Genomic DNA, 15508 nt, shown 5'->3' with positions numbered 1-15508 from the left:
ATCAGTGGAAGAAAAGTGTCTTTGATGGCGTAATGTTTTCCGTGAGATAGCGATCTCCACGGAGCATGAACGCCAAGCATATCCTCTGAGACGACTTCCAAGAAGAGCGAACGAAAGAAACTTCCTCCAAACTACACTTTTTCTAGGTAATATACAGCATCTTGCAAAATGTCAAATAATCAGTTTGTAGAAAAATGATTGTCTTGAAATGGGAGAAATTACTTTATCCATGGTCAAGCATTTCTTCTATTATTCCAATTCAACTACCTTTCCTGTAAAATGATAGACACAGAATCATTTGAACGAATAACCAGTGTACATATATTTTCAAAAACGAGGTGAGTACATGGCGAGAATTGTCGCTGTAGCCAATCAGAAAGGCGGGGTGGGTAAAACGACCACGTCTGTCAACCTCGGAGCCTGTCTCGCTACATTGGGAAAACAAGTGCTTCTCATTGACATAGATCCGCAAGGGAATACCACAAGCGGAATCGGCATTGATAAGGCGGACGTGCAAGCGTGTATTTATGACATACTCATTAACGATCTGGCTGCAGCAGAAGTGATCCTACCAACGGAAGTTGAAAACTTGAAGATCATACCCGCTACCATTCAGTTAGCGGGCGCCGAGATTGAGCTCGTATCGTCGATTTCACGAGAAGTGCGTCTTCGCAATGCGTTACAATCGATCAGAGACCAGTTCGATTATATAATTATTGATTGTCCTCCCTCATTGGGATTGCTCACGGTGAACGCATTAACAGCATCCGATTCCGTGTTGATACCAATCCAATGTGAATATTATGCACTTGAAGGATTGAGTCAACTTCTGAATACGATTCGCCTTGTACAGAAACATCTAAATACTTCCTTGGAAATCGAGGGAGTATTACTTACCATGCTTGATGCGCGTACGAACCTGGGTCTCCAAGTCATTGAAGACGTTAAAAAATACTTCAGGGAAAAAGTCTATCAGACGATTATTCCTCGAAATGTTCGTTTAAGCGAAGCACCCAGCCACGGACTGTCGATTATTCAGTATGATCCTCGGTCGAGAGGGGCGGAAAGTTACATGGATCTGGCAAAGGAAGTGTGCGGATCATGAGTACGAAACGTCAGTCATTGGGAAAAGGACTCGGTGCGTTGTTGCCTGAAGTCTCGAAAGAAGATCCTGTAACAACTGTCTCGATCAGTCAATTGCGTGCCAACCCTTATCAACCGCGAATGACTTTTGATGATGAAAAGCTGGATGAGTTGGCCGATTCGATTCGTGAGCACGGGATCATACAACCGCTTATTGTGAGAAAAAGCGTACGCGGCTATGAAATTGTGGCTGGTGAACGACGTTGGCGGGCAGCAAAAAAAGTGGGTCTTGAACAGGTTCCTGTTGTGATCAAAGAGTTTTCCGACCTGCAGATGATGGAGATCGCTTTGATTGAGAACTTACAACGTGAAGACTTGAATCCCATTGAAATTGCGGATGCTTATCAAAAACTGTTGGATCAATTCAATCTCACTCAAGAAGAACTCGCGAAGAAAGTGGGACAAAGTCGTTCACATGTAGCCAATTTTCTTCGTCTACTTAACTTGCCGAAAGAAATTCGCGATTATGTTTCACGTGGAACATTATCAATGGGGCATGCAAGAGCTTTGCTTGGGTTGACAGACAAGGAGCAGATGATTCTTTTAGCCAAAAAAATCATTGAAGAAGATTTAAATGTAAGAACAGTCGAAGCGTTTGTTTCCCGTCTCAATTCCACTGTTCCACGTGAAACAAAAAAAACAACAGTCACTAAATCGAAAGTCATCAGTCAATATGAAGAACGGTTTCGTGAAAAACTCGGAACCGCGGTACGGATTCAGCAGGGCAAGAAGAAAGGGAAAATCGAGATCGAATATTTTTCTTATGATGACCTCGAAAGAATCCTAAGTATGTTCGAATAAACTGGATAGGAAATGAAGATCAGAGGATGGGCGGAGAGGATACAGGGCTCTCCGTTTTCTGCTGTCGAGGGAGAGGGATGAAAGATGATCTATTTGGATAATGCGGCAACTACTTGGCCGAAACCTCCTGAAGTCGTTCATGCCATGATGGAATGCTTGGAATCTTCTTCCGCCAATCCTGGCAGAGGAAGTCACCAACTTTCACTGAAAGCGTCACGAATCGTTTCTGATACAAGAAATAAGCTTGCAAAGCTGTTTGGAGTTACGAATCCCTCTGATATTGTTTTTACACAAAACGCAACGGAGTCACTGAATCTGGCCATCAAGGGATTTTTGCGACCCGGAGATCATGTCGTCACCTCGAGCTTGGAACATAATTCGGTACGCCGTCCTCTTGAATATATGCGTAAACAAGGGGTTAAGATCACATATGTACAAGCTGACTCATATGGGATCCTCTCAGCCGAGAAGATTGAAGACGCATTAACAGAGAATACACGTTTAGTTGTGATCACACACGGTTCGAATCTTACAGGTTCGATCCTTCCAATTGAAGAGATCGGCAAACTCACACGTGCGCGAGGGATACGGCTGCTTGTGGATGTAGCGCAAACGGCAGGATTATTTCCTATTGACGTGGAATCGATGGGGATCGACATGCTTGCGTTCACAGGACATAAGAGTCTTTACGGCCCCCAAGGAACGGGAGGTTTATATATTCACCCGGATATCGATCTCATTCCACTGTTGCACGGTGGTTCCGGTGGACATTCCGAATTGATTGACATGCCTTCAATCCGTCCGGATCGTTTTGAAGCGGGGACTCGGAATACCGTTGGTATTGCAGGATTAGGTGCAGGTCTTACCTTTCTGGAGAAAGAGGGAATTGATCGGATTCGCAAACATGAGCAAGAATTAACTGCTCTTTTACTGCAAGAACTGCAAGCGATACCGGATGTTCGAATCTTTGGTCCACCCCCGAACGTCGATAGGTCTCCCATCGTATCTTTTGTTGTTGAAGGGTTTGATTCTACAGAGTTAGGTTTTATCTTGGATCAGCATTATAACATCGCTGTACGGACGGGGTTGCACTGTGCCCCTCTCGCTCATGAAACACTGGGTACAAGTCCAGAAGGTCTCGTGAGGGCGAGTATCGGTTTCTTTAACACAAAACATGAGATTCTTGAGTTTGCCGCAGCGATAAGGGAGATTCTGCAATAGACCATTTTTCAAGACCGCTCATCATGCATCAAGTTGCTTAAACCGACGAGTGGAAACTGCCTTTGTACGGGTGTGAGGTTTTGCGCGGAGAGCACGGAGGACCCCGCTTCCTTATTAAAATTAAAGGGTTACATGCTTTGATCAGATAGTCCCCATCCAGCAAACGGCACCATTAGTGGACGAAACGTTTGTAGTGCATGAAAAGAGATTTAAAGCTGTCATAAACAACAGAGTTGCTTTTAGTGGATGGTTTCGCTTTGCAGCGCAGAGGTGAGTGGAAGGTCGTTCCGCTTCCATTTGGGAGTTATGAGGTATATGCTTTGCGCGTAATAGCGACTTTGGAGAACGTCTCGAAACAATTGAATTTTTATTCGTATGCGAGACGATCTCCACGGAGCACGAACGCAAAGCATACGCCCGCTGAGACAACCTTCACGGAGCATGAGCGCAAAGCATATGCCTGCTAAGACGACCTCCGCGACTACGAATGTAAGACATAAACCGCCAGACCACATATTTTGAGAGATCGCGTTAGAAAGAAGGTACAACATTGGTTTTACTGGGTACAATCGTCAATTCCGTATCGATTCTGGCTGGCTCGATTCTCGGGTTGTTTTTGAGCGGCATACCTGAACGCTTGAAAGCAACCGTCCTGCATGGGATCGGGCTCGCCGTATTTATTATCGGTGCTTCCATGGGAATGAAGGCCGGAGAAGATATCCTCCTCGTGATTATTTCGGTCGTACTTGGCGGTTTTCTCGGAGAATGGATGGATATTCAGGGGAAGCTTGAAGCTATCGGTAAGTATACGGAAAAGAAACTCAAACGATATGGAAAAGGAAAAATTGCGGAAGCGTTCGTCTTTTCTTCTCTTGTGTACGTCATTGGAGCTATGGCGATCGTTGGAGCGATGGAAAGCGGTTTGACGTTAAAGAATACCACGTTGTATACAAAAGCGATGATCGATGGTATCTCTTCGATCATTTTTTCCTCAACGCTCGGCATCGGTGTTGCGATGTCGGCGATCCCGGTGTTCCTTTATCAGGGGTCCATCGCTCTTTGTGCGGAATGGTTGCGAAGTGTGTTACAGGACTCCGTCATCAATACCATGACCGCGACAGGAGGGATCTTAATTATGGGAATCTCTCTGCAAATCCTCGAAGTTAAAAAGATCCATGTGGCGAATTTGCTCCCTTCTATCTTTATAGCCGCTCTGTTAAAATGGTTGCAAATTCGCCTATTCAACTAAGAAGTGGATTATTATTCTCTGCGGTTTTCGGGGACCGATAAAAAAGAATTTTATCGAAGCGAGCGATGGTTTGGTTCATTTCGGCAAGGAGAGCTTTAAACAAGGGAGAGGCTATAGATGGATGCAGTAACATGGATACAGTCAAATTTGGTTGTGGTTATCTACGGGATGGTCGGTCTTCTTATCTTATCATGGCTATGGATCTGGATGCTTGCCAGGCGGATTTCACGCATTCAAAAGCGGCAGAAAAAGTGGGTGCAAGGGCAGGTTCCCGCAAATTTGGAAGACGCTTTACTTACTTACAAAGATGAGTTGAAGCAACTGGATGAAAAAATTCATCAGATCCTTGCGGAAATGGAAGAGCAAAAGAGGCTGACGCAAAAAAATGTTGGTCCCGTAGGCATCGTACGCTTTAATGCATTTGATGAGATGGGGGGAGATTTAAGTTTCGCCGTTGCGATCTTAAACGGACAAAAAAACGGTGTGGTGATCTCCAGTATCTATGGTCGGGAAGAACAACGGACATACGCAAAGCCGATTGAAAATGGTTCTTCCGTTTATTTGTTAAGTGATGAAGAAAAGGAAGCGGTAAAACAGGCGATTCAAAAAATGGAGTCATAAAATACATAAATGATTCGATTGAAGCATGTTATAACGGAGCTAAGAGCAAAAGCGCCCTCGGGGGCGCTTTTATCATATACCATGTGGATTATTTTCGATCAATAGAGAAATCCATGGAAGTAACTGATGAAATGTTACCCCGAAGAACTTATTTCCCTGCCGCCTGGATCCGTTGATGAATTTCCTCGGGTGTCATTCCGTGCGCATTAATGATCGGACAGTTGACGACAACGTTTTGGATTCCCGTCAGGTTTTGGTCAGCTCCGGAGATCACGACTGCCGAATAGTTCGCTTGCGTTTCGCCGAGGTTTTCTAATTGATTCGCATCTAATGTGTCAACTTGATAGCCTTGCCGGCTTAGATATTCGCGAACTGGAGATAGGTTAGCTTCAACTGCTACTTTCATGATAAGGTACCCCCCTATAATGGAATTCAATTGTATTATGTTACCGAACAGGGGGGAGTATACCTTAGCGTTTTTTCAACTGGACAAATAAGCTGTGATGACTTTGAAAAGGAACGTGAGGCAAACAAGCATGGTTTCTTTGATGGGTAGTTTCTGGTATTTTTAGAAGTGTGGCTGCCAAAGACTGAGAAATGCATTCTGCCATGCGCATAACGACAGACAAACGTGTATTTTGTAAAACGAAGTATTCCATGAATCCACCAACATTGACAATACCCGTGATATGAATGTTTCCGACTTCGGGCAAATCTTTATTCACCCCAGCCCCTGGCTTTAAAGGTCCGCGTCCAACAGTCACCTGTCCAACGGAACTGAGTTGTCCAAGACATGCATCAATCGCTATGACAAACGGATTCTCAAACTTTCTTTCGATTTCGTAGAGTGTATCTTTTAAATTGACAGCATGGACCGGTTGATCCAGAGTACCAAATACATAACATATGTGTTCGAGAGACAGTGAAGACAGGCGAGAACCGACAAGTGGACCCAAAGCATCACCGGTTGAACGGTCCGTACCGATACATACAAGTACGATTTGACTTTCGTGAGAGCGCTCACTTATCAATTCATGCAGATGTTGACTCAAATGATCGAGTGCTTGCGGATGTGTGTGATCGATTTTGAACGGAACGTTCGTCCGTAGTTCTTTTTTAAACATGGGCTTCCCCCGCCTATAAGAAAAGAGTGTTATCAGTATATGGGCAAATCGTCTGATTTTATACATAACAGGACAACAATGAGGAAAAATGCGTTTCTTCCCCACATAGATATTCAGAGAGGGCTTGTCAGGGGAGGAACAATATGATTGATTTGATATTGATAGCAGTTATCGCGTGGGCAGGGATGATCGGGTGGATGCGCGGCATGTATCGCGCGTTGTTAGATGCAGTTTCTACTTTGATCGCTGTTTTTTTTGTGACGATTTCTGTTCCCATATTAAAAGACTCGATCATCGACGGGGCATGGAGATTGGGGTTTGAACATTGGATTCAACTGCGGTTGCGCGATCACCACACCGTTTTCCTGCATGTAGAGCAGGGGAGCATTCCTGCGGGGGCCCAGATCACATCCTCGAAAGCATTTTTAGCGGAGCGCATCTATGAGATGATCATGATCAGTGTATCCGCTTTTGCTCTCATCATGGGGATTCAGTTGATTTTACAAGTCTATGAAACGGTTTGGACACCCCCGCGAGGCACGCGGGCAAATAGTGGACTCGGCATGGCAGTGGGGCTGTTTCTCGGGATATTTATCGTACTGTTTCTGATTAATGGACTGGGCATGCTTTCCTGGTTTTCGGGGATGGAAGTTTTGGATGAACACTTGAGCGAATCGGTGCTCGTCTCTGTATTTGTACGATGGCTTCCCTGGTATTTCTGAAGCGGTTTGAGAGGATAAAGGGAGTTGAGTATAATGTTGATAACTTTATTACAAGATGGGAGTCATTCGATGCAACAATTGAAAAACTTGTATACGTCGCTTGTCACGGAGCTTACAAATCCAGATTTTTATATCAGCAAAATCGCGATTCTCTTGAAGATTATCTTGTTGCTGACCGCCGCAAAACTGATGATCAGATTTGGCACGGTCGCTCTTGAACGCGTGTTTGCTCATCGTACAGTTCGTTTGGATGAGAGACGAAGCAAAACGTTAACCTCCTTGACCTCGAATATCTTGCGCTATGCCGTTTATTTTTTTGTTATCTTGTCGGTTTTGGAACAGCTAGATTTTCATGTGGAGACATTGATCGCTGGTGCGGGGATTGCCGGATTGGCGATCGGATTTGGCGCGCAAAGCCTCGTCAAAGATGTGATCACCGGGTTCTTCATTATCTTTGAAGATCAATTCGCGGTCGGAGATGAAATCCAAACGGGGAATTATCGGGGGACTGTGACTGAGATCGGATTGCGTGTTACCAAACTGCGCGCCTGGACGGGAGAAGTCCACATCATTCCCAACGGACAAATCACGAACGTGACCAATTTTTCGAAAGCGAATTCTCTCGCTGTGCTGGACGTAGGGGTTGCTTACGAAGAGAATATCGAGTATGTCACATCTGTTTTGCAGCGCGTGTTGCAGCAAGCGAAAAACGAGATGCCTTCCATCGTGGGTGATCCGAAAGTTCTCGGTGTGCAAAATTTAGGACCGTCAGAAGTGGTGATTCGAATCATCGCCGAATGCAAGCCGACAGAAAGCGGGCCAGTAGCCCGAGAGTTGCGCAGACGAATCAAAGTGACGTTTGACGAGGAAGGGATCGAAATTCCTTATCCGAAACAGGTTTTGTTAGCCGGAGCGCAACCAGTGGGGGAGAAAGCTCCAACTACAGGTTTGAACGCGTGAAGGGATGACGGCTTCCATTCTAAAGTTATTGCTGCTTGGGTGGGTATATCGTTTTGCACTTGGGTTCGTTTCGATGAAGGTCGTTCGTTGAGGCATATGCCCTCACTATGGTTTAAGGAAGAGGAACCACCTTCCACTCACCTCTGCGCCGCAAAGCAAAACAATCCACCCAAAATCCACTCTGTTGCTTGTGGGAGATTTATACTTTTCTTTTCACACAGGAAACAAAATCATCCTTTGATGGCGCTGCTTTCGGAATAGTGCAATTTGCAACAACTATTGAATTGGAATAGAGAGGTGGATGAATGTGGAACGGAAAGTGTTTCATTTGGGAGATATCGTACAGATGAAAAAACCGCACCCGTGCGGAGGCAATGAGTGGGCAGTCATCCGCATGGGAATGGATATTCGCATCAAATGCCAAACATGTGGCAGAAGTGTCCTTCTTCCCCGATCACAATTTGAGAAAGATATGAAAAAAGTCGTGCGGCATGCAGAAGGGGAGAATTAAATGTCATGGCGGAACACAGAGTGTTAACGGCTTGTCCTTTGGATTGCTGGGATGCTTGCAGCATGGTGGCTTATGTACATGATGGACGTTTGATCAAAGTGGAGGGAAACCCGGATCACCCCATCACCCAAGGAAGTCTATGTGTGAAAGGAAAGCGGTTGGTCGATCGCTTGTATCACCCGAAACGGATATTATCTCCCTTGAAAAAGGTCAACGGTGAATGGATCGAAATCGAATGGGAGCAAGCGTTCCGTGAAATCGCAGCGAAAATGCGCGAAGCATCTTTGCGATACGGACCGACTGCCGTCATGCATATGTACGATTATGGTTCGGGTGGGATGCTAAAAGCGCTCGAAGAACGATTTTTCAACCTGTTCGGCGGTTATACGGAGATCGTCGGTTCTCTTTGTTGGGAAGCTGGGCTGCAAGCGCAAACGTACGATTTCGGCATTCCCCTTTCGCATCATCCCAACGATCTGGTGAATGCCCGTGCGATTGTCGTCTGGGGTCGCAATGTGTCTGTCACCAATATGCACATGATGCCTTTTATCAAAAAAGCTTTGAAACGCGGCACCAAACTCGTTCTCGTCAATCCGCTGGCAACAGACCTCTCCTCCCGTTGCGATCTCCAAATTCGCCCGCGCCCGGGAACAGATGGTGCGCTCGCTCTTGGAGTGGCGCGAATCATTTATGAACGCGGCACATATGACCATGAATTTGTGGAGAAACACGCCGTGGGATTTTCGGAGTTCGCTTCCTATTTGCAACAGTTTTCACCCGAACGTGTCTCTGAGATAACAGGCGTACCGGTTTCCGAGATTGAACAATTGGCGGAACTTTATGAGAACGGTCCCGTTTCCACATTGCTTGGCATAGGGTTGCAGCGGTATGGCAATGGCGGAAACACGATTCGCGCGATCGATGCGCTCTGTGCCATGAGCGGCCAAGTAGGAAAACCGGGAGGCGGCGTACAATATGCGAACCGCATTTGGGGACCTCTCCTCGACATGAACGCATTAACGATGCCGGAACGTAGAACAGCACACCGTGTATTCTCGGTTGTACGGCAGGCCGAAGAGATTTTGCAGGCGGATCCGCCCGTCGAGATCCTGTTTGTCACCCGCTCCAATCCGATATCCCAGATCCCGAATTCCAAACGAACACAAGAAGCGTACCAAAAAATCGGTACAGTGGTCGTTATTGATATGTTTTTAAACGATACGGCGGAATATGCTGATTATTTTCTCCCTTGTACCACGGTATTTGAAGAAGAAGACATTCTTTACTCATCGATGTGGCATTCGACCATCAGTTATATCCATCCGGTTGTTCCGCCACAAGGGAAAGCCAAACCGGATTGGCAAATCTTCGCCGGTTTGGCGGAACATCTCGGTTTTGCCGACGAATTTATGCGCCCGATTCATGAATGGATGGAGATGGTGATCGCTCCCCTCAAGGAGTTGGGAGTGACGTTAGAACGCTTGCAGGAAGAGGGATTTGCAACCGTTCCCAGTGAAGAGATTCCCTTTTCTGATCATCAGTTCCCTACTCCTTCCGGAAAATATGAATTTTATTCGCGACGGGCTCTGGAGGATGGGGCGAGCGCTCTACCGGAATACAAGGAACCGTTGGAAAGCCCGGTGCGGCAACCGGATCTTGCTGTTAAGTATCCCTATCATCTGTTATCCGTTCATCCGCGGCGTTCTCTCAATACCCAGCATTATCTCGTTTCTTCGGAGCAGCCATGGGTTGAGGTCAGCCCCGATTTGGCGCGGAAAAAGAGGCTTTCAGAAGGAGATAGGGTTCGCGTATTTAACGAACGTGGAGCGATCACGGGGATTCTTAAAATCACCCCCTTGATGCATCCGCATGTCATTAAGATTGAGCAAGGCCGTCCGCGGAGCATGGGGGGAGGAATCAATGATTTGACTTCCAATCACCACGCGGATCTTGGAAAAGCGGCGAGTGCACAGTATGATTGCCTTGTCAATATTGAGAAAATCGATTCCATGAATAAGGTGCTTTAGGAATGTGTCGACGAAAGAGGAAAACAGGGCCATCCATTCGCGGAGCGGCATCCTGTTTTTCTTTTTGGATACACTACCATTAGATGGCTCAAATCTTTGAATCATCGGTTGCTGACGATACTGTTGCGGGAGGAACTGAATGATGAATACGGGTTTTGGCGAAAAGATCATCGCGATTCGCAAAGATGAAAATGGTGACATAAAGATGATAAAAACACATACGGGACGAATCGTCCCGATTGAACAAGCGATACAAGAAGCACGGGAAGGACGATATGACTCATTACAAGCGATTGATAAGGAAGGGAATTGGTATATCAGACACAGCGCGGGAACAGACGCACCGGAACGGGGAGGCAATCTGGATATCCTACCCGAATTTTAGAACATTCGATGATGATTTTTTCCGTTCGATTGATTCTTGTTCAGTGGAAACCACCGCCTCTATACTTGTAAAAGAACACTTCTGGCAGAAGGGCTTTCAGGCTCACGAGGATGTGTGGTATGGTAGAGTTCGTAAAGGAGTGACAAGTGAATGAAGATTGGAATGATCGGTCTTGGCAAGATGGGTTATAACCTCGTCATGAATCTGAAAGATCATGGACACGATGTGGTTGCGTATGACGTGAATGAAGAGAGCGTTGCCAAAATAACCGCTGAAGGTGTAGACGGAGTATCGAGTATCGAACAACTCGTCGAGCGTCTTGAGGCTCCAAGAATCGTCTGGCTGATGGTGCCGGCCGGGAAACCGGTGGATGATGTATTGGAAACTCTGGTTCCTCGCCTATCTGCCGGAGATATCGTGATTGAAGGAGGCAACTCTCATTATAAAGAGTCTTTGCGCCGACATAAGCATTTAAAAGAGAAAGGCGTCTATTTCCTTGATTGCGGCACAAGCGGCGGTGTCGAAGGTGCGCGTTACGGTGTTTGTACGATGATCGGCGGAGACCCCGAGGCATGGGAGATCGTCGAACCGCTTTTCCGTGATATCTCGGTTGAGCATGGATATCATTTTGCCGGTCAGCCCGGTGCTGGTCATTTCCTCAAGATGGTACATAACGGTATTGAGTATGGAATGATGCAGGCGATTGCCGAAGGTTTTGAGGTTTTGCATAAGAGTGAGTTTGATTTCGATTATGAGAAGGTCGCCCGTGTATGGGGCCACGGTTCGGTGATCCGCTCTTGGTTGATGGATCTCACGGAACGAGCGTTTTCTAAGGATCCGAAGCTCGAATCGATCAAAGGTGTCATGCATTCTTCTGGCGAAGGAAAATGGACGGTGGAAACCGCTCTGGATCTGCAAGTGGCTACCCCTGTGATCGCCATGTCTTTGCTGATGCGATATCGTTCATTGGAAGAAGACACGTTCCACGGAAAAGTGGTTGCCGCTCTGCGCAACGAGTTTGGTGGACATGCGGTGGTTAAGAAATAACGGACAGTCTTTCGGCGGAATGGTATAAGCAAAACAGGATTTTTTGGGTAGTCCCCCATGCCGCAAGCGGCGCCATCAGTGGATGAAAAGTTTCTTGTGAGGGAAGAAGTATAAGGCTATCTCAAGAAACGGAGTGGCTTTTGGGTGGGTTGTATCGCTTTGCGGCGCAGAGGTGAGTTGAAGGTCGTTCCGCTTCCTTTAGAACGTTAAAGGGCATATGCTTGGCGTGAAAAAGCGACTTTGGAGGTCGTCTCGCAACATATGATTATGATTCCATGCGAGAGGACCTTCACGGAGCATAAGCGCAATGCATATACCCGTTGAAACGACCTCCACGGAGCATGAACGCCAAGTATATGCCCGCAAGACCTTCATCGAACCCAAGCGCAAAGCGATACATCCACCCAAACACTAGTTTTCAAGGTAGTCCCCCATGCCGCATGGGCGGCGCCATCAGAGGATGAAAAGTGTCTTCGAGTGGGCGTAATGCTTTGCGTGAGACAGCGACTTTGGAGGTTGTCTCGCGACATTTGATCATTGTTCCATGCGAGACGACCTCCACGGAGCGCGAACGCAAAGCATACGCCCACCAAACTACACTTTTTTCAAGATAGATGCTAAGAGGTCGAAAGGCCTCTTTGTTTTTTGTTCACGTGTAGGAAAGTATAAAATGTGATATAATTTTCACCGCATTTTATCCTTTCCGGACGTCAAAAAAGGCTTTCCGTATGATCCTCTTCGATTGAAGCCTTTTTATCATGTGTACGGATGAACGATGGAGGTGTGCCTGAATGGCTTTAACGACAGGAATTGTGGGTCTTCCGAACGTGGGAAAATCTACCTTGTTTAATGCGATTACACGTGCGGGAGCCGAAGCCGCCAACTATCCCTTCTGCACGATTGATCCAAATGTTGGGGTTGTCGAAGTACCGGACGAGCGTCTCGATCGATTGGCTGAAATCGTAAATCCCCAACGCGTCGTCCCCACAGCGTTTGAGTTTGTGGATATCGCGGGACTCGTGAAAGGGGCCAGCCGCGGAGAAGGACTCGGCAACAAGTTTCTTGCGCACATTCGTGAAGTGAATGCGATCGCCCATGTGGTTCGTTGTTTTGAGGACAGCAATATAACCCATGTGGCGGGTAAAGTCGATCCACTCAGCGATATTGAGACGATCAATTTAGAGTTGGTTCTTGCGGATATGGAAACGGTGGATCGCCGCATCGAGAGAACACGCAAAGCTGCCAAAAGCGGTGACAAGAAACTGTTGGAAGAATTGAAGCTGCTTGAGCGGATAAAAGAAGCGTTTGAAGCGGGCAAACCGGCGCGCACCTTGGATTTGAACGAAGAAGAACGGATGATGATCCGTGATTTGCATCTGCTTACAATCAAACCGGTACTCTATGTGGCGAATGTGGCCGAATCTGAAGTCGGAAATCCGGATGAAAATCCGTATGTAAAACAGGTGCGTTCCTTTGCGGCGGAAGAGGGAGCTGAGGTGGTTGTCATCTCGGCAAAGGTAGAATCGGAAATCGCCGAATTGGAAGGAGAAGACCGCGAGTTGTTCCTCTCCGAGTTGGGACTGCAAGAATCCGGTCTTGATCGCTTGATCAAAGCTGCTTATAAGCTTCTAGGCTTAATCACTTATTTCACAGCGGGCGAAAAGGAAGTCAGGGCTTGGACGATCCGCCGCGGGACCAAGGCACCGCAAGCAGCCGGCGTCATCCACAGCGATTTCGAACGGGGATTCATCCGCGCGGAAGTCATCGCTTATGATGATCTGATCAACGCGGGTTCCATGAATGCCGCAAAGGAAAAAGGACTCTTGCGTCTCGAAGGAAAAGATTATGTCGTACAAGACGGGGATATCATGCATTTTCGTTTCAATGTATAAAAATTACGCATTTTCTATACAAAACTCTTGTACCGGCTGATCTCCGGGACTATACTTATAATATAAAGGAGGGATTAACATGTTAAACCGGATCATTCTTATCGGACGTTTAACGGCTGACCCTGAGTTGCGTTATACGCCTTCCGGTACCGCGGTGGCTTCCTTCACTCTCGCCGTCGATCGTCCGCGTGCAAACCAGATGGGAGAGCGTGAAACCGATTTTATCAACATCGTCGCCTGGCAAAAGTTGGCGGAATTGGCGGCGCAATATCTGCGCAAAGGGCGTCTGGCTGCCGTTGAAGGCCGCCTGCAAATCCGCAGTTATGAAAACCGGGAAGGGCAGCGTGTTCGTGTCGCAGAAGTGGTCGCCGACAATATCCGTTTCCTCGATCGTGCTGAATCGTCGATGAGCGGTGGCGGTATGGGATTCGGAATGGACGAACCAGGAATGGGTGGAGGTACAGGTTACGGGACAAGTCGCCCTCCGGTACGTGAACAACCTCATTACAACGATCCATTTGTCGATGACGGCAAGCCGATCGATATATCGGATGATGATTTGCCGTTTTAAAGAACATACAGCGTGAAATCGATCCTATCTATTCGGCCCTTGAGTCACAAGGGCTATTATTTTTAAAAGATCTGGGGGTCTTACTAAAAAAACGATATCCCAATCCTGGAATGGACTTTACGTCATCTGTTTTTAGTTGTAAATTAGAGCTATCGTAAATGAGTGTCCTTGAAAGGGGAGCAGAAACATGATTAAGGTTCCTACAAAAGACGAAAAATTCTCCCCATTTATCACCTTCAGCCGCGAAGAATGGAAGGAGTTGCGTGCATCCACTCCCCTGTCGCTGACGGAAGCGGATTTGCTTAAATTACAGGGAATTAATGAGAATCTATCGATAGAAGAGGTTTCAGACATCTATCTTCCACTTTCCAGGTTGTTGAATCTTTATGTGGCCGCAACGCAAAACCTGTATGATGCAACCAATACGTTTTTCGGGAACAAGAACCAGAAAGTTCCTTATATCATTGGTATTGCGGGAAGCGTAGCCGTCGGCAAGAGCACCACGGCACGAATTTTACAAGCGTTGCTGTCACATTGGCCGAATCATCCGAAAGTCGATCTTGTAACGACTGACGGCTTCTTGTATCCGAACCGCATACTGGAAGAAAAAGGTTTGATGAAAAGAAAGGGTTTTCCTGAGAGTTACGACCTCAAACGTTTGATTCGGTTTGTAGCAGACGTGAAATCGGGGGTACCGGAAGTCACCGTACCTGTATATTCTCATTTGGCGTACGATATATTACCGAATGAAGTGCAGGTCATCCGGCAGCCTGATATCATGATTATCGAAGGACTGAACGTTTTACAAACAGCAGGATACGGAAATCAACGGCATATGCCAAGTGTGTTTGTATCCGATTTCTTTGACTTCTCCATTTACGTTGACGCAGATGAAAACGATATCACCCGTTGGTACGTTGAGCGGTTCAGAGTGTTGCGGAAAACCGCGTTCCAAAATCCGAATTCTTATTTTCATCATCGCTATGCGAATCTTGCCATGGAAGAAGTCGATGAAGTGGCGATGCAGATTTGGAACGAGATTAACGGTGTCAATTTGCGGGAAAATATTTCTCCTACGCGGTTCCGGGCAGATTTAATCCTGGAAAAAGGACCGGATCATTCAGTCAAAGAAGTGAAGTTGCGCAAGTTATGAGCGAATGTCTAGCCATCGTAAAGACATGCTGTGGCCTTTTTTGTGTGCGCTTTCATGTATCCACTTCTTGCTTCCGTTAAA

Annotated in this window: 16 protein-coding genes; 14 read left to right on the top strand and 2 right to left on the bottom strand. The window is 46.7% G+C overall.

Features of this window, described 5'->3' with window-relative positions; genetic code table 11:
* The first annotated feature begins 346 nt into the window (after positions 1-346).
* The 5 genes from DNHGIG_RS07260 to DNHGIG_RS07240 all read left to right on the top strand — a co-directional run bounded on the left by DNHGIG_RS07260 (position 347) and on the right by DNHGIG_RS07240 (position 5035).
* Entirely contained in the window at positions 347-1105 is a 759-nt protein-coding gene (locus tag DNHGIG_RS07260) for a ParA family protein (RefSeq protein ID WP_282199047.1), read from the top strand.
* Positions 1102-1944, top strand: coding sequence for a ParB/RepB/Spo0J family partition protein (locus DNHGIG_RS07255; protein WP_282199046.1), 843 nt, complete (start codon positions 1102-1104; stop codon positions 1942-1944). The genes DNHGIG_RS07260 and DNHGIG_RS07255 overlap by 4 nt, the downstream gene beginning before the upstream one ends.
* 84 nt (positions 1945-2028) lie before the next feature.
* Positions 2029-3165 (top strand): aminotransferase class V-fold PLP-dependent enzyme, encoded by a 1137-nt coding sequence (locus DNHGIG_RS07250; RefSeq protein WP_282199045.1) that lies wholly within the window; start codon positions 2029-2031, stop codon positions 3163-3165.
* 550 nt (positions 3166-3715) lie between these two features.
* Positions 3716-4414 carry a DUF554 domain-containing protein gene (locus tag DNHGIG_RS07245; RefSeq protein WP_282199044.1) on the top strand — a complete coding sequence of 233 codons (699 nt, stop codon included), beginning with the start codon at positions 3716-3718 and terminating at the stop codon, positions 4412-4414.
* Positions 4415-4531: 117 nt separating this feature from the next.
* Positions 4532-5035, top strand: coding sequence for a DUF4446 family protein (locus DNHGIG_RS07240; protein WP_282199043.1), 504 nt, complete (start codon positions 4532-4534; stop codon positions 5033-5035).
* A gap of 148 nt (positions 5036-5183) precedes the next feature.
* Here the strand turns inward: DNHGIG_RS07240 and DNHGIG_RS07235 are convergent, their stop codons facing one another.
* Positions 5184-5441: a YkuS family protein gene (locus DNHGIG_RS07235; RefSeq protein ID WP_282199042.1), complete on the bottom strand. Its 258-nt coding sequence runs from the start codon at positions 5439-5441 to the stop codon at positions 5184-5186.
* A 64-nt stretch (positions 5442-5505) separates the two neighbouring features.
* Positions 5506-6159, bottom strand: a complete 654-nt coding sequence (gene yyaC, locus DNHGIG_RS07230; protein ID WP_282199041.1) for a spore protease YyaC — start codon at positions 6157-6159, stop codon at positions 5506-5508.
* A 143-nt stretch (positions 6160-6302) separates the two neighbouring features.
* On the opposite strand from yyaC, the gene DNHGIG_RS07225 reads away from it, so the two are divergent.
* The 9 genes from DNHGIG_RS07225 to coaA all read left to right on the top strand — a co-directional run bounded on the left by DNHGIG_RS07225 (position 6303) and on the right by coaA (position 15427).
* Positions 6303-6881 carry a CvpA family protein gene (locus DNHGIG_RS07225; RefSeq protein ID WP_282199040.1) on the top strand — a complete coding sequence of 193 codons (579 nt, stop codon included), beginning with the start codon at positions 6303-6305 and terminating at the stop codon, positions 6879-6881.
* Positions 6882-6950: 69 nt separating this feature from the next.
* Positions 6951-7841, top strand: coding sequence for a mechanosensitive ion channel family protein (locus tag DNHGIG_RS07220; RefSeq protein WP_282199039.1), 891 nt, complete (start codon positions 6951-6953; stop codon positions 7839-7841).
* 307 nt (positions 7842-8148) lie between these two features.
* Positions 8149-8352 carry a DUF951 domain-containing protein gene (locus DNHGIG_RS07215; protein ID WP_282199038.1) on the top strand — a complete coding sequence of 68 codons (204 nt, stop codon included), beginning with the start codon at positions 8149-8151 and terminating at the stop codon, positions 8350-8352.
* A 5-nt stretch (positions 8353-8357) separates the two neighbouring features.
* Complete coding sequence (locus DNHGIG_RS07210; protein ID WP_282199037.1) at positions 8358-10379, top strand: molybdopterin-containing oxidoreductase family protein; 2022 nt, start codon at positions 8358-8360, stop codon at positions 10377-10379.
* Positions 10380-10518: 139 nt separating this feature from the next.
* Positions 10519-10764, top strand: a complete 246-nt coding sequence (locus tag DNHGIG_RS07205) for a DUF3892 domain-containing protein (RefSeq protein ID WP_282199036.1) — start codon at positions 10519-10521, stop codon at positions 10762-10764.
* Positions 10765-10914: 150 nt separating this feature from the next.
* Complete coding sequence (gene gnd, locus DNHGIG_RS07200) at positions 10915-11811, top strand: phosphogluconate dehydrogenase (NAD(+)-dependent, decarboxylating) (RefSeq protein ID WP_282199035.1); 897 nt, start codon at positions 10915-10917, stop codon at positions 11809-11811.
* Between the two features lie 791 nt (positions 11812-12602).
* Positions 12603-13703, top strand: a complete 1101-nt coding sequence (ychF, locus tag DNHGIG_RS07195; protein ID WP_282199034.1) for a redox-regulated ATPase YchF — start codon at positions 12603-12605, stop codon at positions 13701-13703.
* A 79-nt stretch (positions 13704-13782) separates the two neighbouring features.
* Positions 13783-14274 (top strand): single-stranded DNA-binding protein, encoded by a 492-nt coding sequence (locus DNHGIG_RS07190; RefSeq protein WP_282199033.1) that lies wholly within the window; start codon positions 13783-13785, stop codon positions 14272-14274.
* A 187-nt stretch (positions 14275-14461) separates the two neighbouring features.
* Positions 14462-15427 carry a type I pantothenate kinase gene (gene coaA, locus DNHGIG_RS07185; protein WP_282199032.1) on the top strand — a complete coding sequence of 322 codons (966 nt, stop codon included), beginning with the start codon at positions 14462-14464 and terminating at the stop codon, positions 15425-15427.
* The last annotated feature ends 81 nt before the right edge of the window (positions 15428-15508 follow it).

The organism is Collibacillus ludicampi, from assembly GCF_023705585.1.
GTDB lineage: Bacteria > Bacillota > Bacilli > Tumebacillales > BOQE01 > Collibacillus > Collibacillus ludicampi.
This window is presented reverse-complemented; position numbering and strand designations above follow the sequence as displayed.

What these genes read in the sequence shown, in the direction of transcription:
- DNHGIG_RS07260 (WP_282199047.1), top strand. Translation starts at nt 347, where the DNA reads ATGGCGAGAATTGTCGCTGTAGCCAATCAGAAAGGCGGGGTGGGTAAA.
- DNHGIG_RS07235 (WP_282199042.1), bottom strand. Translation starts at nt 5,441, where the DNA reads ATGAAAGTAGCAGTTGAAGCTAACCTATCTCCAGTTCGCGAATATCTA.
- DNHGIG_RS07255 (WP_282199046.1), top strand. Translation starts at nt 1,102, where the DNA reads ATGAGTACGAAACGTCAGTCATTGGGAAAAGGACTCGGTGCGTTGTTG.
- ychF (WP_282199034.1), top strand. Translation starts at nt 12,603, where the DNA reads ATGGCTTTAACGACAGGAATTGTGGGTCTTCCGAACGTGGGAAAATCT.
- DNHGIG_RS07225 (WP_282199040.1), top strand. Translation starts at nt 6,303, where the DNA reads ATGATTGATTTGATATTGATAGCAGTTATCGCGTGGGCAGGGATGATC.
- gnd (WP_282199035.1), top strand. Translation starts at nt 10,915, where the DNA reads ATGAAGATTGGAATGATCGGTCTTGGCAAGATGGGTTATAACCTCGTC.
- DNHGIG_RS07250 (WP_282199045.1), top strand. Translation starts at nt 2,029, where the DNA reads ATGATCTATTTGGATAATGCGGCAACTACTTGGCCGAAACCTCCTGAA.
- DNHGIG_RS07210 (WP_282199037.1), top strand. Translation starts at nt 8,358, where the DNA reads ATGGCGGAACACAGAGTGTTAACGGCTTGTCCTTTGGATTGCTGGGAT.
- DNHGIG_RS07240 (WP_282199043.1), top strand. Translation starts at nt 4,532, where the DNA reads ATGGATGCAGTAACATGGATACAGTCAAATTTGGTTGTGGTTATCTAC.
- coaA (WP_282199032.1), top strand. Translation starts at nt 14,462, where the DNA reads ATGATTAAGGTTCCTACAAAAGACGAAAAATTCTCCCCATTTATCACC.
- DNHGIG_RS07190 (WP_282199033.1), top strand. Translation starts at nt 13,783, where the DNA reads ATGTTAAACCGGATCATTCTTATCGGACGTTTAACGGCTGACCCTGAG.
- DNHGIG_RS07205 (WP_282199036.1), top strand. Translation starts at nt 10,519, where the DNA reads ATGATGAATACGGGTTTTGGCGAAAAGATCATCGCGATTCGCAAAGAT.
- yyaC (WP_282199041.1), bottom strand. Translation starts at nt 6,159, where the DNA reads ATGTTTAAAAAAGAACTACGGACGAACGTTCCGTTCAAAATCGATCAC.
- DNHGIG_RS07220 (WP_282199039.1), top strand. Translation starts at nt 6,951, where the DNA reads ATGCAACAATTGAAAAACTTGTATACGTCGCTTGTCACGGAGCTTACA.